At 62.6% G+C, this 18,264-nt stretch carries 18 protein-coding genes and 1 other RNA gene; 12 read left to right on the top strand and 7 right to left on the bottom strand.

Features of this window, described 5'->3' with window-relative positions; translation table 11 throughout:
• Positions 1-192: 192 nt before the first annotated feature.
• From ASD71_RS12895 to ASD71_RS12885, 3 genes are all read left to right on the top strand, one after another.
• Positions 193-621, top strand: a complete 429-nt coding sequence (locus ASD71_RS12895; RefSeq protein ID WP_056566861.1) for a tripartite tricarboxylate transporter TctB family protein — start codon at positions 193-195, stop codon at positions 619-621.
• A 6-nt stretch (positions 622-627) separates the two neighbouring features.
• Entirely contained in the window at positions 628-2,151 is a 1,524-nt protein-coding gene (locus ASD71_RS12890) for a tripartite tricarboxylate transporter permease (RefSeq protein ID WP_056564202.1), read from the top strand.
• A 107-nt stretch (positions 2,152-2,258) separates the two neighbouring features.
• On the top strand, positions 2,259-3,188 hold the full coding sequence (locus tag ASD71_RS12885; protein WP_056564199.1) for a glyoxylate/hydroxypyruvate reductase A: 930 nt from the start codon (positions 2,259-2,261) through the stop codon (positions 3,186-3,188).
• Here ASD71_RS12885 and ASD71_RS12880 read toward each other — a convergent pair.
• Positions 3,182-4,117, bottom strand: coding sequence for a LysR family transcriptional regulator (locus tag ASD71_RS12880; protein ID WP_056564198.1), 936 nt, complete (start codon positions 4,115-4,117; stop codon positions 3,182-3,184). The two genes, ASD71_RS12885 and ASD71_RS12880, sit on opposite strands and share 7 nt — an antisense overlap.
• Before the next feature lie 196 nt (positions 4,118-4,313).
• Here ASD71_RS12880 and ASD71_RS12875 point away from each other — a divergent pair, with 196 nt between their 5' ends.
• Positions 4,314-4,943, top strand: coding sequence for an FMN-dependent NADH-azoreductase (locus tag ASD71_RS12875; RefSeq protein WP_056564195.1), 630 nt, complete (start codon positions 4,314-4,316; stop codon positions 4,941-4,943).
• An 84-nt stretch (positions 4,944-5,027) separates the two neighbouring features.
• Here the strand turns inward: ASD71_RS12875 and ASD71_RS12870 are convergent, their stop codons facing one another.
• The 4 genes from ASD71_RS12870 to ASD71_RS12855 all read right to left on the bottom strand — a co-directional run bounded on the left by ASD71_RS12870 (position 5,028) and on the right by ASD71_RS12855 (position 9,762).
• Positions 5,028-5,933, bottom strand: coding sequence for an NAD(P)-dependent oxidoreductase (locus ASD71_RS12870; protein WP_056564192.1), 906 nt, complete (start codon positions 5,931-5,933; stop codon positions 5,028-5,030).
• A 57-nt stretch (positions 5,934-5,990) separates the two neighbouring features.
• Positions 5,991-7,595, bottom strand: a complete 1,605-nt coding sequence (locus ASD71_RS12865; RefSeq protein ID WP_056564190.1) for a gamma-glutamyltransferase family protein — start codon at positions 7,593-7,595, stop codon at positions 5,991-5,993.
• A 183-nt stretch (positions 7,596-7,778) separates the two neighbouring features.
• Positions 7,779-9,284, bottom strand: coding sequence for a tripartite tricarboxylate transporter permease (locus ASD71_RS12860; protein WP_056564188.1), 1,506 nt, complete (start codon positions 9,282-9,284; stop codon positions 7,779-7,781).
• A 13-nt stretch (positions 9,285-9,297) separates the two neighbouring features.
• Positions 9,298-9,762 carry a tripartite tricarboxylate transporter TctB family protein gene (locus ASD71_RS12855; RefSeq protein WP_056564185.1) on the bottom strand — a complete coding sequence of 155 codons (465 nt, stop codon included), beginning with the start codon at positions 9,760-9,762 and terminating at the stop codon, positions 9,298-9,300.
• Between the two features lie 480 nt (positions 9,763-10,242).
• On the opposite strand from ASD71_RS12855, the gene ASD71_RS12850 reads away from it, so the two are divergent.
• From ASD71_RS12850 to ASD71_RS12840, 4 genes are all read left to right on the top strand, one after another.
• Positions 10,243-10,689 carry a hypothetical protein gene (locus ASD71_RS12850; RefSeq protein ID WP_056564183.1) on the top strand — a complete coding sequence of 149 codons (447 nt, stop codon included), beginning with the start codon at positions 10,243-10,245 and terminating at the stop codon, positions 10,687-10,689.
• Positions 10,689-11,000, top strand: a complete 312-nt coding sequence (locus tag ASD71_RS12845; RefSeq protein ID WP_056564173.1) for a cell division protein ZapA — start codon at positions 10,689-10,691, stop codon at positions 10,998-11,000. Before ASD71_RS12850 ends, ASD71_RS12845 begins: the two co-directional genes overlap by 1 nt.
• 31 nt (positions 11,001-11,031) lie before the next feature.
• Positions 11,032-11,217, top strand: a non-coding RNA gene (gene ssrS / locus ASD71_RS27680) — 6S RNA.
• 83 nt (positions 11,218-11,300) lie between these two features.
• On the top strand, positions 11,301-12,065 hold the full coding sequence (locus tag ASD71_RS12840; protein ID WP_056564172.1) for an SIMPL domain-containing protein: 765 nt from the start codon (positions 11,301-11,303) through the stop codon (positions 12,063-12,065).
• Here the strand turns inward: ASD71_RS12840 and lgt are convergent.
• Positions 12,040-12,828, bottom strand: coding sequence for a prolipoprotein diacylglyceryl transferase (lgt, locus tag ASD71_RS12835; protein ID WP_056327922.1), 789 nt, complete (start codon positions 12,826-12,828; stop codon positions 12,040-12,042). The genes ASD71_RS12840 and lgt overlap by 26 nt on opposite strands.
• Positions 12,829-12,958: 130 nt before the next feature.
• On the opposite strand from lgt, the gene ilvD reads away from it, so the two are divergent.
• The 3 genes from ilvD (at position 12,959) to msrA (ending at position 15,594) form a co-directional block, all read left to right on the top strand.
• Positions 12,959-14,644, top strand: coding sequence for a dihydroxy-acid dehydratase (ilvD, locus tag ASD71_RS12830; RefSeq protein WP_056564171.1), 1,686 nt, complete (start codon positions 12,959-12,961; stop codon positions 14,642-14,644).
• Positions 14,628-14,963 (top strand): c-type cytochrome, encoded by a 336-nt coding sequence (locus ASD71_RS12825; protein WP_056564170.1) that lies wholly within the window; start codon positions 14,628-14,630, stop codon positions 14,961-14,963. The genes ilvD and ASD71_RS12825 overlap by 17 nt, the downstream gene beginning before the upstream one ends.
• Positions 14,964-15,039: 76 nt before the next feature.
• Positions 15,040-15,594, top strand: coding sequence for a peptide-methionine (S)-S-oxide reductase MsrA (gene msrA, locus ASD71_RS12820; protein ID WP_056564168.1), 555 nt, complete (start codon positions 15,040-15,042; stop codon positions 15,592-15,594).
• Between the two features lie 143 nt (positions 15,595-15,737).
• Here msrA and hppD read toward each other — a convergent pair whose 3' ends face one another.
• On the bottom strand, positions 15,738-16,850 hold the full coding sequence (gene hppD / locus ASD71_RS12815) for a 4-hydroxyphenylpyruvate dioxygenase (RefSeq protein ID WP_056564167.1): 1,113 nt from the start codon (positions 16,848-16,850) through the stop codon (positions 15,738-15,740).
• Between the two features lie 156 nt (positions 16,851-17,006).
• Here hppD and ASD71_RS12810 point away from each other — a divergent pair, with 156 nt between their 5' ends.
• Positions 17,007-17,483 carry an Lrp/AsnC family transcriptional regulator gene (locus ASD71_RS12810; protein WP_056566859.1) on the top strand — a complete coding sequence of 159 codons (477 nt, stop codon included), beginning with the start codon at positions 17,007-17,009 and terminating at the stop codon, positions 17,481-17,483.
• Positions 17,484-18,264 lie beyond the last annotated feature (781 nt).

The raw sequence follows: 18,264 nt of genomic DNA, 5'->3' as shown, positions 1-18,264 counted from the left end.
ATTCAGGAATGCGACAGCGCACAGAAAGCGGATTAGCAGCTTCCTTCCGTAATCTGCGGTCCGGCCTGTCGTCAGGGGCCGGGCGCTGTCCGCTTCGTGCAGCGCATGAAAGGCCGGCGCGGTCCGGTACAAGGAAGGAGGACGGAAGTGAAAAAGACAATCAACAGAAAGGACTATTACGGCGGCGCGCTGATGGTCCTGATCGGCCTGGCCGCTGTCTATGGCGGCACGGACTATCACATCGGCTCGCTCAGCCACATGGGCCCGGGCTTCTTTCCCGCGGCGCTCGGCGGCCTGCTGGCGCTGACGGGCTTGCTGATCGCGATGTCCGCACGCTCGGCGGAACCCTCGACGCCCGCGCCCGCTGAAGGCCACCCCACCGGCATGCCCGATATCAGGGGCAGCGTCTGCATCCTGCTCGGCATCCTGGCCTTCCTGCTGCTGGGTCATTACGGCGGCCTGCTGCCCGCCACGTTCGCCATCGTCTTCATCTCGGCGCTGGGCGACCGCAAGAACACGATCAAACAGGCCATCCTGCTGTCGGTCGCCATGTCCGCGATCGCGGTCGTCGTTTTCTGGTGGGCGCTGCAACTGCAGCTTCCGCTGTTCCGCTGGGGTTGATGCGCCATGATTTCTCAAGCTTTGGTAGACCTTTGGTACGGCTTTGGCGTCGCGTTCCAATGGCACAACCTGATGTGGTCGTTCTTCGGCGTGCTGGTGGGCAACCTCATCGGCGTGCTGCCCGGCATGGGCGCGCTGTCCGCGATTTCCATTCTCTTGCCGCTGACCTACGTCATGCAGCCCGTGCCCGCCATCCTGATGCTGGCCGGCATTTTCTATGGCTCGCAGTACGGCGGCGCCATCGGCGCCATCCTGCTCAACCTGCCGTCGCATCCGCCGCACGCGGTCACGTGTCTTGATGGTTATCCATTGACCAAGCAGGGCAAGGGCGGAACAGCGCTCGGCATCACGATGATCTGCTCGTTCTTCGCGGCGTCGGTCGGCATCATCGTCATGATCTTTGCCTCGCCGCTGCTGGTGGAGATCGCGTTCAAGTTCGGCCCGACCGAAATCTTCTCGATCATGCTGTTGGGCCTCTTGGCTGGCGCCACCATGTCGCGCGGCTCGCCGCTCAAGGGCGTGGCGATGACGCTGTTCGGCCTGATGTGCGGCGTGGTCGGCACCGACGTGAACACGGGCACCATCCGGTTTTCGTTCGGCCTGCTCGACCTCTCCGATGGACTGGAACTGGTCGCGATCTCGATGGGCCTGTTCGGCGTGGCCGACTTCCTGATGAGCGTGAACCGCATGACCATCATCGGCAGCGGCGCCAAGCTGCGTCTGCGCGACATGCGGCCCAGCAAGCAGGAACTGAAGACCGCCTTCTGGCCCATGGTGCGCGGCACGGCCGTCGGCACGCTGTTCGGCGCCATGCCCGGCACCGGCCCGACCATCACCACGTTCGTCGCCTACGCGCTGGAACGCAAGGTCTCCAAGACGCCTGAAAAGTTCGGCACCGGCATGATCGCCGGCGTGGCATCGCCCGAAGCGTCGTCGCACTCCAAGACGCAGGTCGACTTCATCCCGACGATGAGCCTGGGCATTCCGGGCGACGCCGTGATGGCGCTGATCCTGGGCGCGCTGCTGATCCAGGGCATCCAGCCCGGCCCGCAGCTCATCACCGAGCACCCGGACATCTTCTGGGGCCTGATCGCCAGCTTCTGGGTGGGCAACGTGCTGCTCATGGTGCTGAACGTGCCGCTCATCGGCGTGTGGGTCAAGCTGCTGCAGGTGCCGTACCGCTACCTCTTCCCCTCAGCGCTGTTCTTCATCGCGGTGGGCGTCTACAGCACGCAGAACAGTCTCTTCCAGATCTGGGAAGTGCTGGCCTTCGGTGTGATCGGCGCGGTTCTGATGACGCTGGAATTCTCGGTGGCGCCCATTCTGCTGGGTTTCGTGCTCGGCCCCATGGTCGAAGAGAATTTCCGCCGTGCACTGCTGCTGTCGCGCGGTGACCTGGCCGTGTTCGTCGAGCGTCCGATCAGCGCGTGGTTCATTGGCGCAAGCGCCTTGCTGATCGCGCTGCAGGTCTGGGCCTTCGTGCGCCGCAACAAGGGCAAGAACAAGCCCGAGGTGCCGCAGACCGCCTGATGCCTTGCCCTGCAGGTGGCACACGCGGCCCGGCTTTTGCCGGGCCGTTTGATTTGTGCGGCGGCATCCCTCATGCTTTGGCTTTTCTTCGCCACCCCGCTGCCACCATGCACATTCTCTTTGCTTGTCCCCATCACGATCCTGACGCCTGGGTGCCTCGCCTCGAGGCCGCCATGCCCGGCTGCCGTATTTCGGTATGGAATCCCGACGGCCCGCCGTCCGGCGCGGAGGTCGCGCTGGTGTGGCGTCCGCCCGTCCAGCTCTTCCAGCACGAAACCGGCTTGCAGACGCTCTTCAATCTTGGTGCAGGCGTCGATGCCTTGCTGAAGATGCCGGAGATCCCCGCCCACGTGCGCATCGTGCGCCTTGAAGACGCCGGCATGTCAGTGCAGATGGCCGAATACGCGCTGTATGCGCTGCTGCGCGTCTCGCGCGATTTCGAAGCCTTCGACCAGGCTCAGGCCCGGCAGCATTGGGACACCCGCGAGGGCACCCGGCAGGCCGACTGGCCCGTGGGCGTTCTCGGGCTGGGGCAGGTGGGGGCGCGCGTGGCGCAGACGCTGGCCGAGTTCGGCTATCCCGTGGCCGGCTGGTCACGCTCGCCGCGCGACATTCCCGGTGTCGAATCCTTTGCTGGCGAGGCCGCCTTGCCCGCGTTTCTGGGCCGCACGCGCTTTCTGGTCAACGTGCTGCCGCTGACGCCCGACACTCAGGGCATCCTGAATCGCGAAACGCTGTCGCAGTTGCTGCCTGGCGCGCATCTGGTCAACGTGGGACGCGGCGAGCATCTGGTCGAGGACGATCTGGTGCAGATGCTCGAAGAGGGCGAGATCGCGGGCGCCACGCTCGACGTCTTTCGCACCGAACCGCTGCCCAAGGACCATCCTTTCTGGCACGACCCGCGCGTCCACGTCACGCCGCATATCGCCGCACGCACGCTGCGCGACGAAAGCATCGAACAGATCGCGGGCAAGGTCGCGCGGCTGATGCGCGGCGAATCCATCACCGGCGTGGTGGAGCGCTCGCGCGGCTACTGAGGCGCGGGCGTCACGTCCTTCTCCAGCCGCTGGTACATCGAGGGCAGGCGCTGCGACAGAAAATCCAGCAGCGTCCGCACGGCGGGCATCATGCCCCGCCGTGACGGATAAATGCAGTGCACGATGCCCTCGGGCGACTGCCATTGCGGCAGCACCGGCACCAACTGCCCGCGTCGCAGTTCCTCTTGCGTGGCGATCGACGGCAGCAACGCGATGCCGCGTCCGCGCACGGCCGCTTCCGTCAGCACGATGAAGTCGTTGCATGACAGTTGCGGCTTCAGCTCGATCTGCACCTCTTCGCCCTTGTCATTGCGCAGGGGCCACCGCACTTCGTTTTGCGGATCGCTGAAGCTCAGCGTGACGTGCGAGGCCAGATCCTGCGGCGTATCCGGCGCGCCGTGGCGCTGCAGATATCCCGGACTGGCCACCAGCGTGCCGCGCGCCGTGCCCAGGTGCCGGACAACCAATTCTGCATCCGTGTCGAGCTTCGTGCGCACCCGCAACGCCAGGTCCACGCCCTCGCGGATCAGGTCCACCCGCCGGTTGGTCACCAGCAATTGCACCGATATCGCCGGCCACGCATCCAGGAATTCCGGCAGCAGGGGCGCCAGCACGTCCTGGGCGATCGACACGGGGCAGCTCACGATCACCGGGCCGGTCGGCTCCGCCTGCAATTGCCGCATGGCATCGTCCGCCGCGCGCGCCGACGCGGCCATTTCCCGGCAGTAGTGCAGGTAGCGCTCGCCGGCGGACGTCAGCCGCAGCCGGCGCGTCGTGCGCTGCAAAAGGCGCACGCCCAGGCTTTCTTCCAGATGGGATATACGGCGGGATAGACGGGATTTTGGAATGTCCAGCGCGCGCGCTGCGGCGCTGAAGCCTCCTTGCTCGACGACTTGCGAAAAATAGTAGAGGTCATTGAGATCTTGCATGATTGTTCTATGTTTGGAACGAACAGTTCATCATACCCGTATTTATGTATTCAATCGGTCCCGCTACAGTCTCGCCATGCACAAAGGATCTGCCAACGCCGCCCAAGCGGCAAGGCCCCGCCCGATCATCCTGACGGGTGCGGCGCTGACAGATCCAGACCGTCCGCCCCGGGCGGGCCCACTGGAGATATCTGCAATGAAAACCCTGGTCATCCTTTCCTCGATTCTCGGCGAACGTTCCAACAGCAAGCAATTGGCCGATCATCTGATCGCCCGCGTCAAGGCGTCCAATCCGGCCTCGGCCATCAAGGTCCGCGACATCGGCACGCAACCCATTCCTTACTTCGACGGCAACACCGCTGGCGCCCTGTTCACGCCGGCTGAATCGCGCACCGTCGAACAGCAACGTCTGGTGGAACTGAGCGACTCCCTCGTCGCCGAGCTCATGGAAGCCGACCGCATCGTCTTTGCCGTGCCCGTGTACAACTTCAATCTGCCGGCGCAGTTCAAGTCTTATCTGGATCACCTGGCGCGGGCCGGGGTCACGTTCCGTTATACGCCGGAAGGCGTGCCCGAGGGGCTCGTCAAGGGTAAACAGGTGGTCGTGCTGACGGCGCGCGGCGGTAAGGCGGAAGGCACGCCGTCCGACACGATGACGCCGTACCTGCGCCAGATGCTGGCATTCCTGGGCATGACCGAAGTCACCTTTATTGCCGCGGAAGGCATGGCCATGGGTGAAGTGGCCGCGCTGGAAGGATTGGCCTTGGCCAAGCAGCGCATCGACGCGCTGCTGCCGGCCGCCCGCGAAGCCTCGCTCGCCGCCTGACCTCGCGCGGCGACATCACGAAAAAAGGCGAGCCGGAAGGCTCGCCTTTTCATTGGCCGGAAATTGCCGGCTTGGATGGCACGCTTAGTCGCGCAGGCGCTTGATGAGGCTGGACGTGTCCCAGCGTCCGCCACCCAGTTTCTGGACGTCGCCATAGAACTGATCCACCAGCGCGGTCAGCGGCAGGCGCGCGCCGTTGTTGCGCGCCTCGGCCAGCACCAGGCCCAGATCCTTGCGCATCCAGTCCACCGCGAAACCGAAGTCGAACTTGTCGTCGACCATGGTGCCGCCGCGGTTCTCCATCTGCCAGCTCTGCGCCGCGCCCTTGCTGATGACGTCCAGCACCTGCTTCATGTCCAGATCGGCCGCCTGGCCGAACGCGATGGCTTCGGACAGGCCCTGCACGATACCGGCGATGCAGATCTGGTTGACCATTTTGGCAAGCTGGCCGGCGCCCGGAGGGCCGACCAGTGTGACCGCGCGGCCAAAGCACTGGGCCACGGGCTTGATGGCGTCGAACACCGGCTGCTCGCCGCCGCACATGACCGTCAGCGCGCCATTGACGGCGCCAGCCTGACCGCCCGACACGGGCGCATCAACGAAGTTCAGGCCCAGCTCCTTGGCTTTCGCGTGGAGTTCGCGCGCCACATCGGCCGAAGCCGTCGTGTGGTCGACGAACACGGCGCCCGGCGCCATGCCGGCGAACGCGCCGTCCGGACCCAGCACGACGCTGCGCAGGTCGTCGTCGTTGCCCACGCAGGCAAAGACGATCTGCGCGCCGGCAACGGCTTCGCGCGGGGTGGCCGCGCTATGGCCGCCAAACTCGGCGACCCAGGCCTGCGCCTTGGCGGGGGTCCGGTTGTAGACAGTGACGTCGTGCCCGGCGCGGGCCAGGTGACCGGCCATGGGCAAGCCCATCACGCCCAATCCGAGGAAAGCGACTTTCTGGGCTACGGCTGCGTCGTAGCTCTTGGTACCGATCGTTGCCATGCAATGGACTCCGCTGAATAAGGGTAGGTCTGTTTCAGGACACTAACCTTAACGCAATCAAAAGCCGGCGGCGAGTCCATCTCTGCGGCTGTCGCTGGCGCTGACGTAGCCGTCGACGGCCGGATCACCCAGCCGCCAGATGAATTGCCCCGAACCAAAGTCCATGTAGGGATCGTCCATTCCCTGCAGCACATGGCCGCGCTCGCGCAGTCCTTGCGCGATGGCGGGGGACACCGTCGGCTCCAGGTCCACCTCCAGGCCGCGGTTCCACTTCCAGCGCGGCGCGTCGCACGCGGCCTGCGGCTGCTGGCCATAGTCCAGCATGCGCACCAGCGCCTGCATTTGTCCCTGCGGCTGCATGTTGCCGCCCATGACGCCAAAGCTCATCACCGGTGCGCCATCCCGCATCAGAAAACCCGGAATGATCGTGTGGAACGGCCGCTTGCCGCCCGCGACTACGTTGGCGTGATCGGGATCGGTGCTGAATCCGTGTCCGCGGTTCTGCAGGCTGACGCCCGTGCCCGGCACCACGACGCCGGATCCGAACCCCATGTAGTTCGATTGGATGAAACTGACCATCATGCCGTTGCGGTCAGCGGCGGTCAGGTAGACCGTACCGCCTTGCGGCGCGTGGCCGGTCGCGAAGGTCTGTGCCGTTCGCGGATCGATCAGACGCGCCCGTTCGGCCAGGTAGTCGGCGCGCAGCATCTGCTCCGGCGCGACCCGCATGTGACGCGCATCGGCCACGTGCGCGTAGACATCGGCAAACGCCAGTTTCATCGCTTCGATCAGCAGGTGCTGCGTCTCGGGATGATCGACCGGACGCGCCGCCAGATCGAAGTTCTGCAGGATGCCGAGTGCGATCAGTGCTGCGATGCCCTGGCCGTTGGGTGGAATCTGGTGCAGCGTATGGCCGCGGTACGACTGGCTGATCGGGGTGACCCACTCGGGCGCGTAGTCTGCCAGATCCTTCAACGTCAGGGCCGCGTCGTGCGCCTGCGCGTGCGCCACCAGCTTGTGCGCAGTCTCGCCTTCGTAGAAGTCGCGCCCGCCGGTTGCGGCAATGCGCTTGAGCGTCGCCGCCGCGCCTTGCAGGACGAAGTGTTCGCCGGTGTGCGGGGCACGCCCGCGCGGCAGGAAATGATCGGCAAAGCCAGGCTGCGGTTGCAGCATGTCAGCCTGCGCCGTCCACTTCTGGTGCACCATCGGCGTGATCGCGAAGCCACGCTCGGCGTATTCAATGGCGGGCGCCAGGATGTCGACGAAAGACAGGCGGCCCAACTTTTCGTGCAACGCAGCCCAGCCGGCCACGCAGCCCGGGACGGTCACGCTGTCCCAACCCCGCGCCGGCACCGCGCTCTGATGCTTGCGCCGGAAGTAGTCCACATTCCAGGCGGCGGGCGCCGGTCCGGAAGCGTTAAGCCCATGCAGCTTCGCGCCGGCCCAGATGATGGCAAAGCAATCCGAACCCAAACCGTTGCTGACGGGCTCGACCAGCGCCAGCGTTGCTGCCGCAGCAATCGCCGCATCCACGGCATTGCCGCCTTGCGCCAGAATGCGCAGGCCCGCCTGGGCGGCCAGCGGTTGGGAGGTGGCGACAACATTGCGGGCAAAGACGGGCGTGCGGGTACTCGGATACGGATTCTTCCAGTCGAAATTCATGTCGAATCATCGCGTGGGGTAAACCCGTAGCTTAACGTAGATGAAATCGGCCAGGTACGATTTGTTGCTGTAGGTAATTTTCAGTAGTCATCAGCCGGATGGCGCAGGGCGCGCCCAAAGAAAAACCCCGGGGCAGGCCCGGGGTTTTGAAGGACAGCGCCGCGGCAGGGCGGCGGCTGAGCTTTACTCTTCTTCGACGAAGGTTTCTTCGCGCTTCTTGCGGATGGCCGGCAGGGCCACCAGGATCACCAGGAACACGGCGACGGCCAGCAGGGAAGCCGACAGCGGACGCGTCACGAAGGTGGTGAAGTCGCCGCGGGACAGCAGCAGGGCACGGCGGAAGTTCTCTTCCATCATGGGACCCAGCACCAGGCCCAGCAGCAGCGGAGCGCCTTCGCACTTCAGCTTCGACCACACATATCCGATGACGCCGAACATGGCCGTCGTGAAGATGTCGAACGGGTTGTAGTTAAGTGAATACACACCGATCGTGCAGAACACCAGGATCGCCGGGAACAGGATGCGGTAGGGCACCTTCAGCAGCTTGACCCACAGGCCGATCAGCGGCAGGTTCAGCACCACCAGCATCAGGTTGCCGATCCACATCGAAGCGATCAGGCCCCAGAACAGCTCCGGGTGGCTCGTCATGACTTGCGGGCCGGGCTGGATGTTGTGAATCGTCATGGCGCCCACCATCAGCGCCATCACGGCGTTGCCGGGGATACCAAGCGTCAGCAGCGGAATGAACGAGGTCTGGGCTGCGGCATTGTTCGCCGATTCCGGGCCTGCCAGGCCGGCCGGGTGGCCCTTGCCGAAGCGTTCCGGATTCTTCGAGATCTTCTTTTCCAGCGTGTAGGAAGCGAACGAGGACAGCACCGCGCCACCGCCCGGCAGAATACCCAGGGCCGAACCCAGGGCCGTGCCACGCAGCACGGCGGGAGCGGCTTCCTTGAATTCCTGCTTGTTGGGATACAGCGTGCCGATCTTGTCGGTGATGTCGACGCGGTTTTCCTTCTGCTCCAGGTTGGTCATGATTTCGGCAAAGCCGAACACGCCCATGGCCACGATGGCGAAGTCGATACCGTCTTGCAGTTCCGGCACGCCGAAGTCGAAGCGGGCAACGCCCGAGTTGACGTCGGTACCGACCATGCCGAGCAGCAGGCCCAGGATGATCATCGCGATTGCCTTGGGCAGCGAACCCGAGGCCAGCACCACGGCGCCAACCAGGCCCAGGCACATCAGCGAGAAGTATTCGGCGGGGCCGAACTTGAACGCGACTTCAGCCAGCGGGGGCGCAAAGGCAGCCAGCAGCAGCGTGGCAACGCAACCGGCGAAGAACGAACCCAGCGCGGCAATTGCCAGCGCGGCGCCCGCCCGGCCGTTGCGGGCCATCTGGTGACCGTCCAGCACGGTCACCACCGCGGACGTTTCTCCTGGCAATGCCACAAGAATGGCTGTCGTGGAGCCGCCGTACTGGGCGCCGTAGTAAATACCCGCCAGCATGATCAGGCCGGCCACCGGGGGCAGCACGTACGTGATCGGCAGCAGCATTGCGATGGTCGGGACGGGGCCGATGCCCGGCAGCACGCCGATCAGCGTCCCCAGGATGCAGCCCAGCAGTGCGTACAGCAGGTTCTCGGGCGTGAACGCCACCGAGAAACCCATCATCAGGTTGTCAAACAATTCCATGACCGGTTGCTCCTTAGTTCATGCCCAGAAACGACGGCCACAGCGGGAAAATCAGCCCCAGCCCCTTGATGAATGCCAGGTACGTGAAGACCACCAGGAAGATGCCGTTGGCGATGGCGACCTTCAGGTTGAATTCATGGCTGGCAAGGCTGCTGACGATCACCAGCACGAACACCGAGATGTACACGCCCAGCAGCTTCAGGATCAGACCGTACAGAACGACGGAGCCCACCACCAGGAAGACGATGCGCCAGTCGAACTTGTCGACGTGAGTTTCATGGGCTTTCTTGGACAGCGAGCCAAGCAGCACGATGGCGCCGAGCAATGCAAGAACAATGCCTAGCCAGAAAGGAAAGTACCCTGGGCCCATTCGGGCAGCAGTACCCATTTGGTAGCTGCTGGCCTGCCAGGCGAATCCCAGTCCAAGGGCGATGAACATCACCCCCGACCAGAAGTCCTGTCGATTGCGTAGCTGCATGATTGGTTGGCTCCTGTTTACAGCATGTAGATAAAAGAGGTTTGTAGCCGGAGAGTCGCTCGCCGAAAGGCGAGTGACAGGCACAAAAAAGGCACTTCGGGGTGCCATTAATTATTCTGAAAGCGACGTCGTGGTTTCTTGAAAGGCCGAATGGTAATGGACGCCTGCCACGCTGCAAACCCTGTAAGGTCGGTGAAAGCCTGGGGTTTTCCCTAAAATTGGGGAACTCCCGATCCCCGTTTGTAACGCGGCCGGAAGTTTGAGGGCTTTTTGAAAGCTAAGTGAAAGTTTATAGAAAGAATCGCGAAAGCCGGATCAGCCGGATGCGGCAATTTCGACGGAGGGGGACTTTTCTTGGCAGGCAGGAGCCGGTAACCTTCGCGCGCCGAATCCCAACCGTATTTCCTACTGAATATTGCCGGGTTTCTCACCTTGCGTGAAGAGGCCCGGTCCAACCCAGGATGGTTTACGATAGCGCCCATGCTGCAAGATCTAGACCAACTCGCCGCCCGAATCGGGCAACTGGTGCAACGCACCCGCCAACTCCACGCCGAGCGTGACGCGTTGCGTCTTCGCCTGAACGACTTCGAAGCCGAACAGCGCGTGCTCAAGCAGCGCGCTGCTGACCGCGAGGCCGAGGTCGTCACGCTGCAAAGCAAGCTTCAAGATAACGACGGTGCCGTCTCGGCCCTGCTCGAAGAAGCCAAGCGGTCGGAAGCCGCGCTGCGCGAACAACTGGCTCGCGAAACCGCCGAGCGCCACGCGCTCGAGTCGCGCTTCGCCGCTCGCGAAAGCGAACTGCAGGGTAGCCTGCAATCGCGCGATACAGAACTACAGCGTTTGCGTGTGGCTGCCGCGTCGGCCCGCGAGCGCATCGACGCCGTCCTGGCCCGCTTGCCGGGTGCGCCGTCCGGAGAGCAACACTAATGGAACGTGTAGACGTATCGATCCTCGGCCGTGAGTATTCACTTGCATGCTCCGTCGAAGAAAAGCCCACGCTGCTGGCCGCGGTCCGCCATGTCGATCAGCTCATGCTGCGCATCCAGGGCACGGGCAAGGTGTCCAGCAATGAACGCATCGCAGTGATGGCCGCATTGCAGATCGCCGGCGAGCTGCTCGCAATGAAAGCGCCTGACGGTCCGCTTGGCGGTTTGGCGGTCGGCGACTTCAAGAGTAGAATTGAGGACATGAACGCAGTACTCGATGACGCCTTGTCGGGTCAGGAAAAACTGCTTTAACGTTCATACGCTGCATTCAAGATTTTCAAGTTTGTCCCTGCCGTGTTCGTGACTAGGCCATACATTCTCTGAACCTATGTCTTTTTGGCATATTGGTTGCGGGAGTGCAGAGCTGGAGTGATTGTCTCTCGCAGACGAACCCGATGCTCTTCGGAACGCGACCACCTTGAACCTCAGGGTTCGAGATGCCGGCCTTGACGGCACAGGCGGGGCATCTATCCCAGCGGACCTGCCATAGCGCAGGTCCGCGTCGGGTGCCTCTCGGCAAATCCCCTTCGTCCTCCCACATAGGACCAGTCCATGTTCAAACCCCCCGTTTTTTCGCTCACCAAGCTTGGTGCGGCGTGCGCAGCCGTGGCCGCCATTGCTGTGGCTCAACCCGTTTTCGCGCAAGCCCAGGCACCCGCAGCGACGACCGCCGCCGAGCCGGCCGAGAACCGTTCGCCGGAACTGACCTTGCAGGCGATGGCGTCTTCCGAGGTCAAGCAGGACACCGTCCGCATCGCCCTGTCGGCTGAAGTCGAAGCGCCGGATCAGCCGGCCGCCGGCCAGAAGCTGACTGCCGCGCTCGAAGACGCGGTCAAGCGCGCTCGCGACACCAAGGACGTGGAAGTGCGCACCAGCAACTTCAATGTCTGGCCCAACATGAACACCAAGGGAAAGATCGCGTCGTGGCGCGGCCAGGGCGAGATCGTGCTCGAATCGAAGGACTTCGCGGCGGCCGCTGCGCTGGCTGCCAAGCTTTCCGACAAGACAGCCATTTCCAACATCAGCTTCTCGCTGTCGAATGCTGCGCGTGAAGCCGAAGAGCGCAAGCTTCTGAAAGAAGCGGCGCAGGCGTTCAAGGACCGGGCATTGGCTGCGGCCAACGCGTTCGGTTTCTCCGGCTACCGCCTGTCCAAGCTCGAACTCGGCGGCTCCGGCGCTCCCGCGCCGATGCCGCGCATGATGGGCGCGGCCATGGCGAAAGGCGGTTCCTTCAGCAGCGCCGACGTCAGCGTTCCCCTCGAAGCAGGGAACGTGACGGTCAGCGTCGCCGTCAACGGGACGATCGTTTTGCAGTAAGACTGAACATGATGGCGCCCAGGGCGACCATCGGCAGGGACAGCCACTGTCCCATGCTCAATCCACCCGCGAGCAGGCCCAGAAAGTTGTCCGGCTCGCGGGTGAATTCCACCAGGAAGCGGAACGTTCCATAGCCCATCAGGAACAATCCGCTCACCTGTCCCAGCGGGCGCGGCTTGCTCGAAAACCACCACAGCAGCGCAAACAGCACGATGCCTTCAAGGCCCAGCTCATAGAGCTGCGAGGGATGGCGCGGCAATCCGTCGCCGCTGTCGGGAAACACCATCGCCCACGGCACGTCGGTGGGACGGCCCCACAGTTCGCCATTGATGAAGTTGCCCAGCCGGCCAAAGCCCAGGCCCAGCGGGATCAACGGCGCGATGAAATCGCTGATTGCAAAGAACGGCAGGCCTTTCTTGCGTGCAAACAGCAGCATCACCAGAATCACGCCGATCAGGCCGCCGTGGAAGGACATGCCGCCCTGCCACAGGTACAGCACCTCAAGCGGATGCGACAGGTAGTAGCCCGGCTTGTAGAACAGCACATATCCCAGCCGGCCACCCAGCACCACGCCCAGTACGCTATAGAAGATCAGGTCTTCCAGGTCCCGCACGTTCAGCGACGTGGTGTGCCCGCTTTTGATGCGGTGCCGGCCTAGCAAATACACGAGCGCGAAGCCCGCCAGGTACATCAGCCCATACCAATGAATGGCGAGCGGCCCGATCTGCAGGGCGATGGGGTCGATTTTTGGATATTCCAGCATGTTCTGCCCGACACAATAAAGTTGAATGATAATAACCGGCGAGCACTGAAGATTCGCATGCCAAGCGAGCCAGCTTCCCCGGGTGCGTTCGCCATGTCCGCGCCCCGACGGCCGACAGGAGACACTGACCATGCCGCACAACGAACGTTCCCGCCACATCACCGAAGGCGTCGCGCGCGCACCCAACCGCGCCATGTACTACGCGCTGGGCTACAAAGAAGCTGATTTTCAGAACCCCATGATCGGCGTGGCCAACGGCCATTCAACGATCACGCCCTGTAATAGCGGCCTGCAACGGCTGGCCGATGCCGCCATCGACGCGATCCGCGCGTCACGCGCCAATCCGCAAGTGTTCGGCACGCCCACCATCTCCGATGGCATGTCCATGGGCACCGAAGGCATGAAGTATTCGCTGGTGTCGCGCGAGGTCATCGCCGACTGCATCGAAACCGCCGCGCAGGGCCAGTGGATGGACGGCGTCGTCGTCATCGGCGGATGCGACAAGAACATGCCCGGCGGCATGATCGCGCTGGCACGCACCAACGTGCCGGGCATCTATGTCTACGGCGGCACCATCAAGCCGGGCCGCTATAAGGGCAACGACCTCACCATCGTGTCCGTCTTCGAAGCCGTCGGCGAATACACCATGGGCCGCATGCCCGAAGAAGATTTCAAACAGATCGAGAAATGCGCGATTCCCGGCTCGGGTTCCTGCGGCGGCATGTACACCGCCAATACGATGAGCTCCGCCTTCGAAGCCATGGGCATGAGCCTGCCGTATTCCAGCACCATGGCCAACGAAGACGAGGAAAAGGTCACGTCGTCCGCCGAGTCCGCGCGAGTGCTGGTCGACGCGGTCAAGCGCAACCTGCGCCCGCGCGACATCATCACGCGCGAAGCCATCGAGAACGCGGTGTCCGTCATCATGGCCACGGGCGGCTCCACCAACGCGGTGCTGCATTTCCTGGCCATCGCGCACGCCGCCGAAGTGCCGTGGTCCATCGACGACTTCGAACGCATCCGCCGGCGCGTGCCCGTGCTCTGCGACCTGAAGCCGTCCGGCAAGTACGTGGCCACCGATCTGCATCGCGCAGGCGGCATTCCGCAAGTCATGAAGCTCCTGCTCAACGCGGGCCTGCTGCATGGCGATTGCATCACCATCACGGGCAAGACCATCGCGGAAACGCTGGCTGACGTACCCGACGCACCGCGCGCGGACCAGGACGTCATCCTGCCCATTGATCGCGCGCTCTATCCGCAGGGGCACCTTGCCATCCTGAAGGGAAATCTCTCGCCCGAAGGCTGCGTCGCCAAGATCACCGGCCTGAAAAACCCGGTCATCACTGGCCCCGCGCGCGTGTTCGATTCCGAAGACGATGCAATGACCGCCATCATCGCCCAGCAGATTCGCGACGGCGACGTCGTCGTCATCCGCTACGAAGGCCCCAAGGGCGGCCCGGGCATGCGCGAGATGCTTGCGCCCACGTCCGCGCTGGTGGGGCAAGGGCTGGGCGAAACCGTGGGGCTCATCACCGATGGGCGTTTTTCCGGCGGCACCTGGGGCATGGTGGTGGGACACGTCGCGCCGGAAGCGTATGTGGGCGGTCCCATCGCCCTCATTCAGGAAGGCGATTCGGTTACCATCGATGCCCACAAGCTGCTGCTGCAGCTCAACATCAGCGACGAAGAGATGGCGGCTCGTCGCCAGGCCTGGGTCCAGCCCAAGCCGCGCTATACACGCGGTGTGCTTGCCAAGTTCGGCAAGCTCGCCAGCACCGCCAGCCGTGGGGCAGTAACCGATGCGTTTGAAGATTAGTCTGTTGTTGGCCGCGGCCGGCGCCCTGGGCGCTGGCGCGGTGCATGCGCAAACCACTGGCCTGGATCTGGCCAAGAGCAAGGCCTGCATGGCCTGTCATCAGGTGGAAGCCAAACGGGTCGGGCCGCCCTTAAAGAGCGTGGCGGAACGATACGCAGGGCAGGGCGACGCCATGGTGGATTACCTGGCAGGCAAGATCCGCGGCGGCGGCCGCGGCGCCTGGGGCGCGGTGCCCATGCCCGCCCAAACCCACGTCACGCCCGAAGACGCCCGCGCCTTGTCCGAATGGATCTTGTCGCTGGCACCGGCAAAGCAGTAGCCTTATTCTCATGCCCCGGCACCCAAGCCGGGGGCGCCGGCCGCGCGCAGCGGCCGTCTACAGCAAAGGAATCGTCATGGCAGAACAACCATCACCGGGCAATGAGGTCGCCATTCTTGGCGGCGGTTGCTTCTGGTGCGTCGAAGCAGTGTTTGCCGAGCTGCGTGGGGTCAAGAGCGTCTTGCCGGGCTACAGCGGCGGACACGTCGACAATCCCAGCTACGAGCAGGTCTGCGGCAAGGACACCGGCCACATCGAAGTCGCGCGCATCGAATTCGACCCGGCCGAACTCTCGTTCAGCGACCTGCTGCGCGTCTTTTTCGCCACCCACGATCCCACCACCCCGGGGCGGCAGGGCAACGACATCGGCCCGCAGTACGAATCCGCCATCTTCTGGCAGAACGAATCGCAGCGCGAGCAGGCCGAGGCCGTCATCGCCGAGGTCGAGGCGCAAAAAGTCTACGATGCGCCCATCGTGACCAAGCTGCTGGCGCCGGCGCATTTCTGGCAGGCCGAGGACTATCACAGCAACTATTTCGCCCTGCATCCCGAGCAAGGCTATTGCCAGTTTGTGATCGCACCCAAGGTTGCCAAATTCCGCAAGCAATTCCAGGATCGCTTGGTGCGCTGAGCCGCGGCAATCGTTCCGCGCGACTGAAGGCCCCGTTCGGCGAACTGCGTTGCGCCGATTGAGCGCCCAAAGAAAAACCCCGCTTCGCAGCGGGGTTTGAACAAGCGATGTAGACGCACGCGCCTGGCGCCTGTCTTCAAGCCTTATTCCACGGTCTTCACAACGCCGCGTCGCATCTGGTCCAGCTCGATGGATTCGAACAGGGCCTTGAAGTTGCCCTCACCAAAGCCGTCGTTGCCCTTGCGCTGGATGATCTCAAAGAAGATCGGACCGATCTGGTTTTCGGTGAAGATCTGCAGCAGCAGTCCGCCGTCCGGCGCGCCATCCAGCAGGATGCGGTTCTTCTGGAGGCGATCCACGTCTTCGCCGTGGTTCGGCATGCGGCGATCAAGCAGTTCGTAATAGGTCTCCGGTGTGTCCAGAAACACGACGCCCGTCTGGCGAAGCGCTTCCACCGTCGCATAGATGTCATCGGTCGCCATGGCGATGTGCTGGATGCCTTCGCCGCGGTAGAGATCCAGGTACTCCTGAATCTGGCCTTTCTCTTCGGTGCCTTCCTCGTTGATGGGAATGCGGATATTGCCGCAGGGCGACGTCATCGCCTTGGACTTCACGCCTGTCACCTTGCCTTCGATGTCGAAGTAGCGCACTTCACGGAAGTTGAACAGGCGCTCGTAGAACTCCGACCACTCGGCCATGCGGCCCTTATGCACGTTATGTGTCAGGTGGTCCACCAGCGTCAGGCCCGCGCCGCGCCAGTTCACATCGGTCTGCGCGTTGGCTGGATCCAGCGGAATGAAGTCCACGTCATAGATGCTGATGTCGCCGATGCCGCCGTGGCCTTCCTTGCCGGCCCAGCGGTCCACCAGATAGATCAGCGAATCGCCAATGCCCTTGATGGCAGGAATGTTCAGTTCCATCGGGCCGCTATGGGAGTCAAAGCCCCACGCACCCAGTTCCAGCGCGCGCTTGTAGGCGGCGTTGGCGTCCTGCACGCGAAAGCCAATCGCACAGATCGACGGACCATGCAGGCGAGCAAAGCGCTGGGCAAAGGAATCGGGTTCGGCGTTGATCAGGAAATTCACGCCACCTTGGCGGTACAGGGTCACGTCCTTGTGACGATGCTTGGCAATGGCTTTGAAGCCCAGCAGCTCAAACACCTTGCGCAGCGCGGCGGGGTCCGGCGCGGCATATTCAATGAACTCGAACCCGGCGGTGCCCATCGGGTTGTCCCAGGGTTGGAAAGCGCTGCTCATAAGTCTGCTCCCTTGCATGTTTTGTGAGGACGACTTGTTCTTCAAGTCTAGACGCAGATTGTAGGCACGAAGGACGGGCAGACAATTGCAAACATGGCGCGAAACCTGGCGACTTGAGCAATAATATTGCTCGTTATTGAAACTAAGGGGTTGAAAATGTCTGGAATTGAGCTTGATAGGACAGATCTAAGGATTCTGGCTGAGCTTCAACGTGACGGACGCCTCAGCAACCAGGAACTGGCCGACCGCGTCTCCCTGTCCCCCAGTCCCTGCTTACGCCGGGTCCGCCGCCTGGAAGAGCAGGGCTTCATCAAGAAATACGTAGCGCTCATTGACGCCGCCAAGGTAGGGCTCGGGCTGCTCGCGTACGTGAACATCCGCTTGAACAAGCACAGCGGGTCCAGTCATGCACCCATGAGCGACTTCGCACGCGACGTCCAGCTCTGGCCCGAAGTCGTCGAGTGCTACGCCATGTCCGGCGACATGGACTATCTGCTTCGCATCCAGGTAGCAGACCTGGCCCACTTCTCTCGCTTTGCCATGGACACCCTCATGCGCCACCCTGCGGTCGTGGACATGCGCTCCTTCTTCGCGCTCCAGCAGATCAAGGAAACGACGGAACTCCGTATATAGCAATAGCAGGCCACTACATATAGAGAGCGCTGGCCCTAGCTCTTGCTCCACCTATATATAGAGAGGGGGCGGGGCTAAGCGGGCTAGAACGCGCTCCGTCCCTATAAAGAATCACATTTCTGCAAAATGGGTGTCATGCTGACCGCACACGCAGAATTTCTGTGCTATAGTCTCGCTCCTTCGCAGTTCAAACAGTTTTGAGCAGCGAAACCAAGCAGGTGCAACAGGTCAGCGAGCTTCGCCGGCCTGCCGCAAAGGCAGTCAGAAATGAAGCCAAGCGGTTATTGCAAAGATCTGAGCAAATTAGGCAGAGGCCAGTTGCAAGATCTGCAAAAATTGTGCTATAGTCTTGGGCTTGGCTGGTGATGATGAATCAGGGTTTACCCGAATCGAAATTTCAGCCGCCTGTGCAGTAACCAGCCTCCGAGTTTCTCGGAGCCGCTTGAAAGCTAAGCGGGGTTGCAAGATGCGGTGCAAATTAGGCAAAAGCCGGTTGCGCAATCTGCAAAAGCTGTGTTATAGTAGAGGGCTTGGCGGTTGCCGAAAAATTAGGGTTTACCCTGACGTTTCGATAGTCGCTAAGCGCTGGGAAATCAGCGCTGCGATTTGAAGTTTGCAGTACAGAATTAGCAAGACCGCTCTTTAACAATTAAACAACCGATAAGTGTGGGCGCTTGATGCGRGTGCAGCGATTGGGTTTCGGCCTRRTCGCAAGCACAAGAAATCAAGTGCTCACTAGAAGTGAAGTACCTTAGACGTCAAGTTTAAGAACATACCTCAC

The sequence above is a fragment of the Achromobacter sp. Root565 genome, assembly GCF_001427425.1.
Lineage (GTDB): Bacteria > Pseudomonadota > Gammaproteobacteria > Burkholderiales > Burkholderiaceae_B > Achromobacter > Achromobacter spanius_D.
The sequence above is the reverse complement of the archived record's forward strand: the minus strand, read 5'-3'. Positions and strand labels throughout refer to the sequence as shown.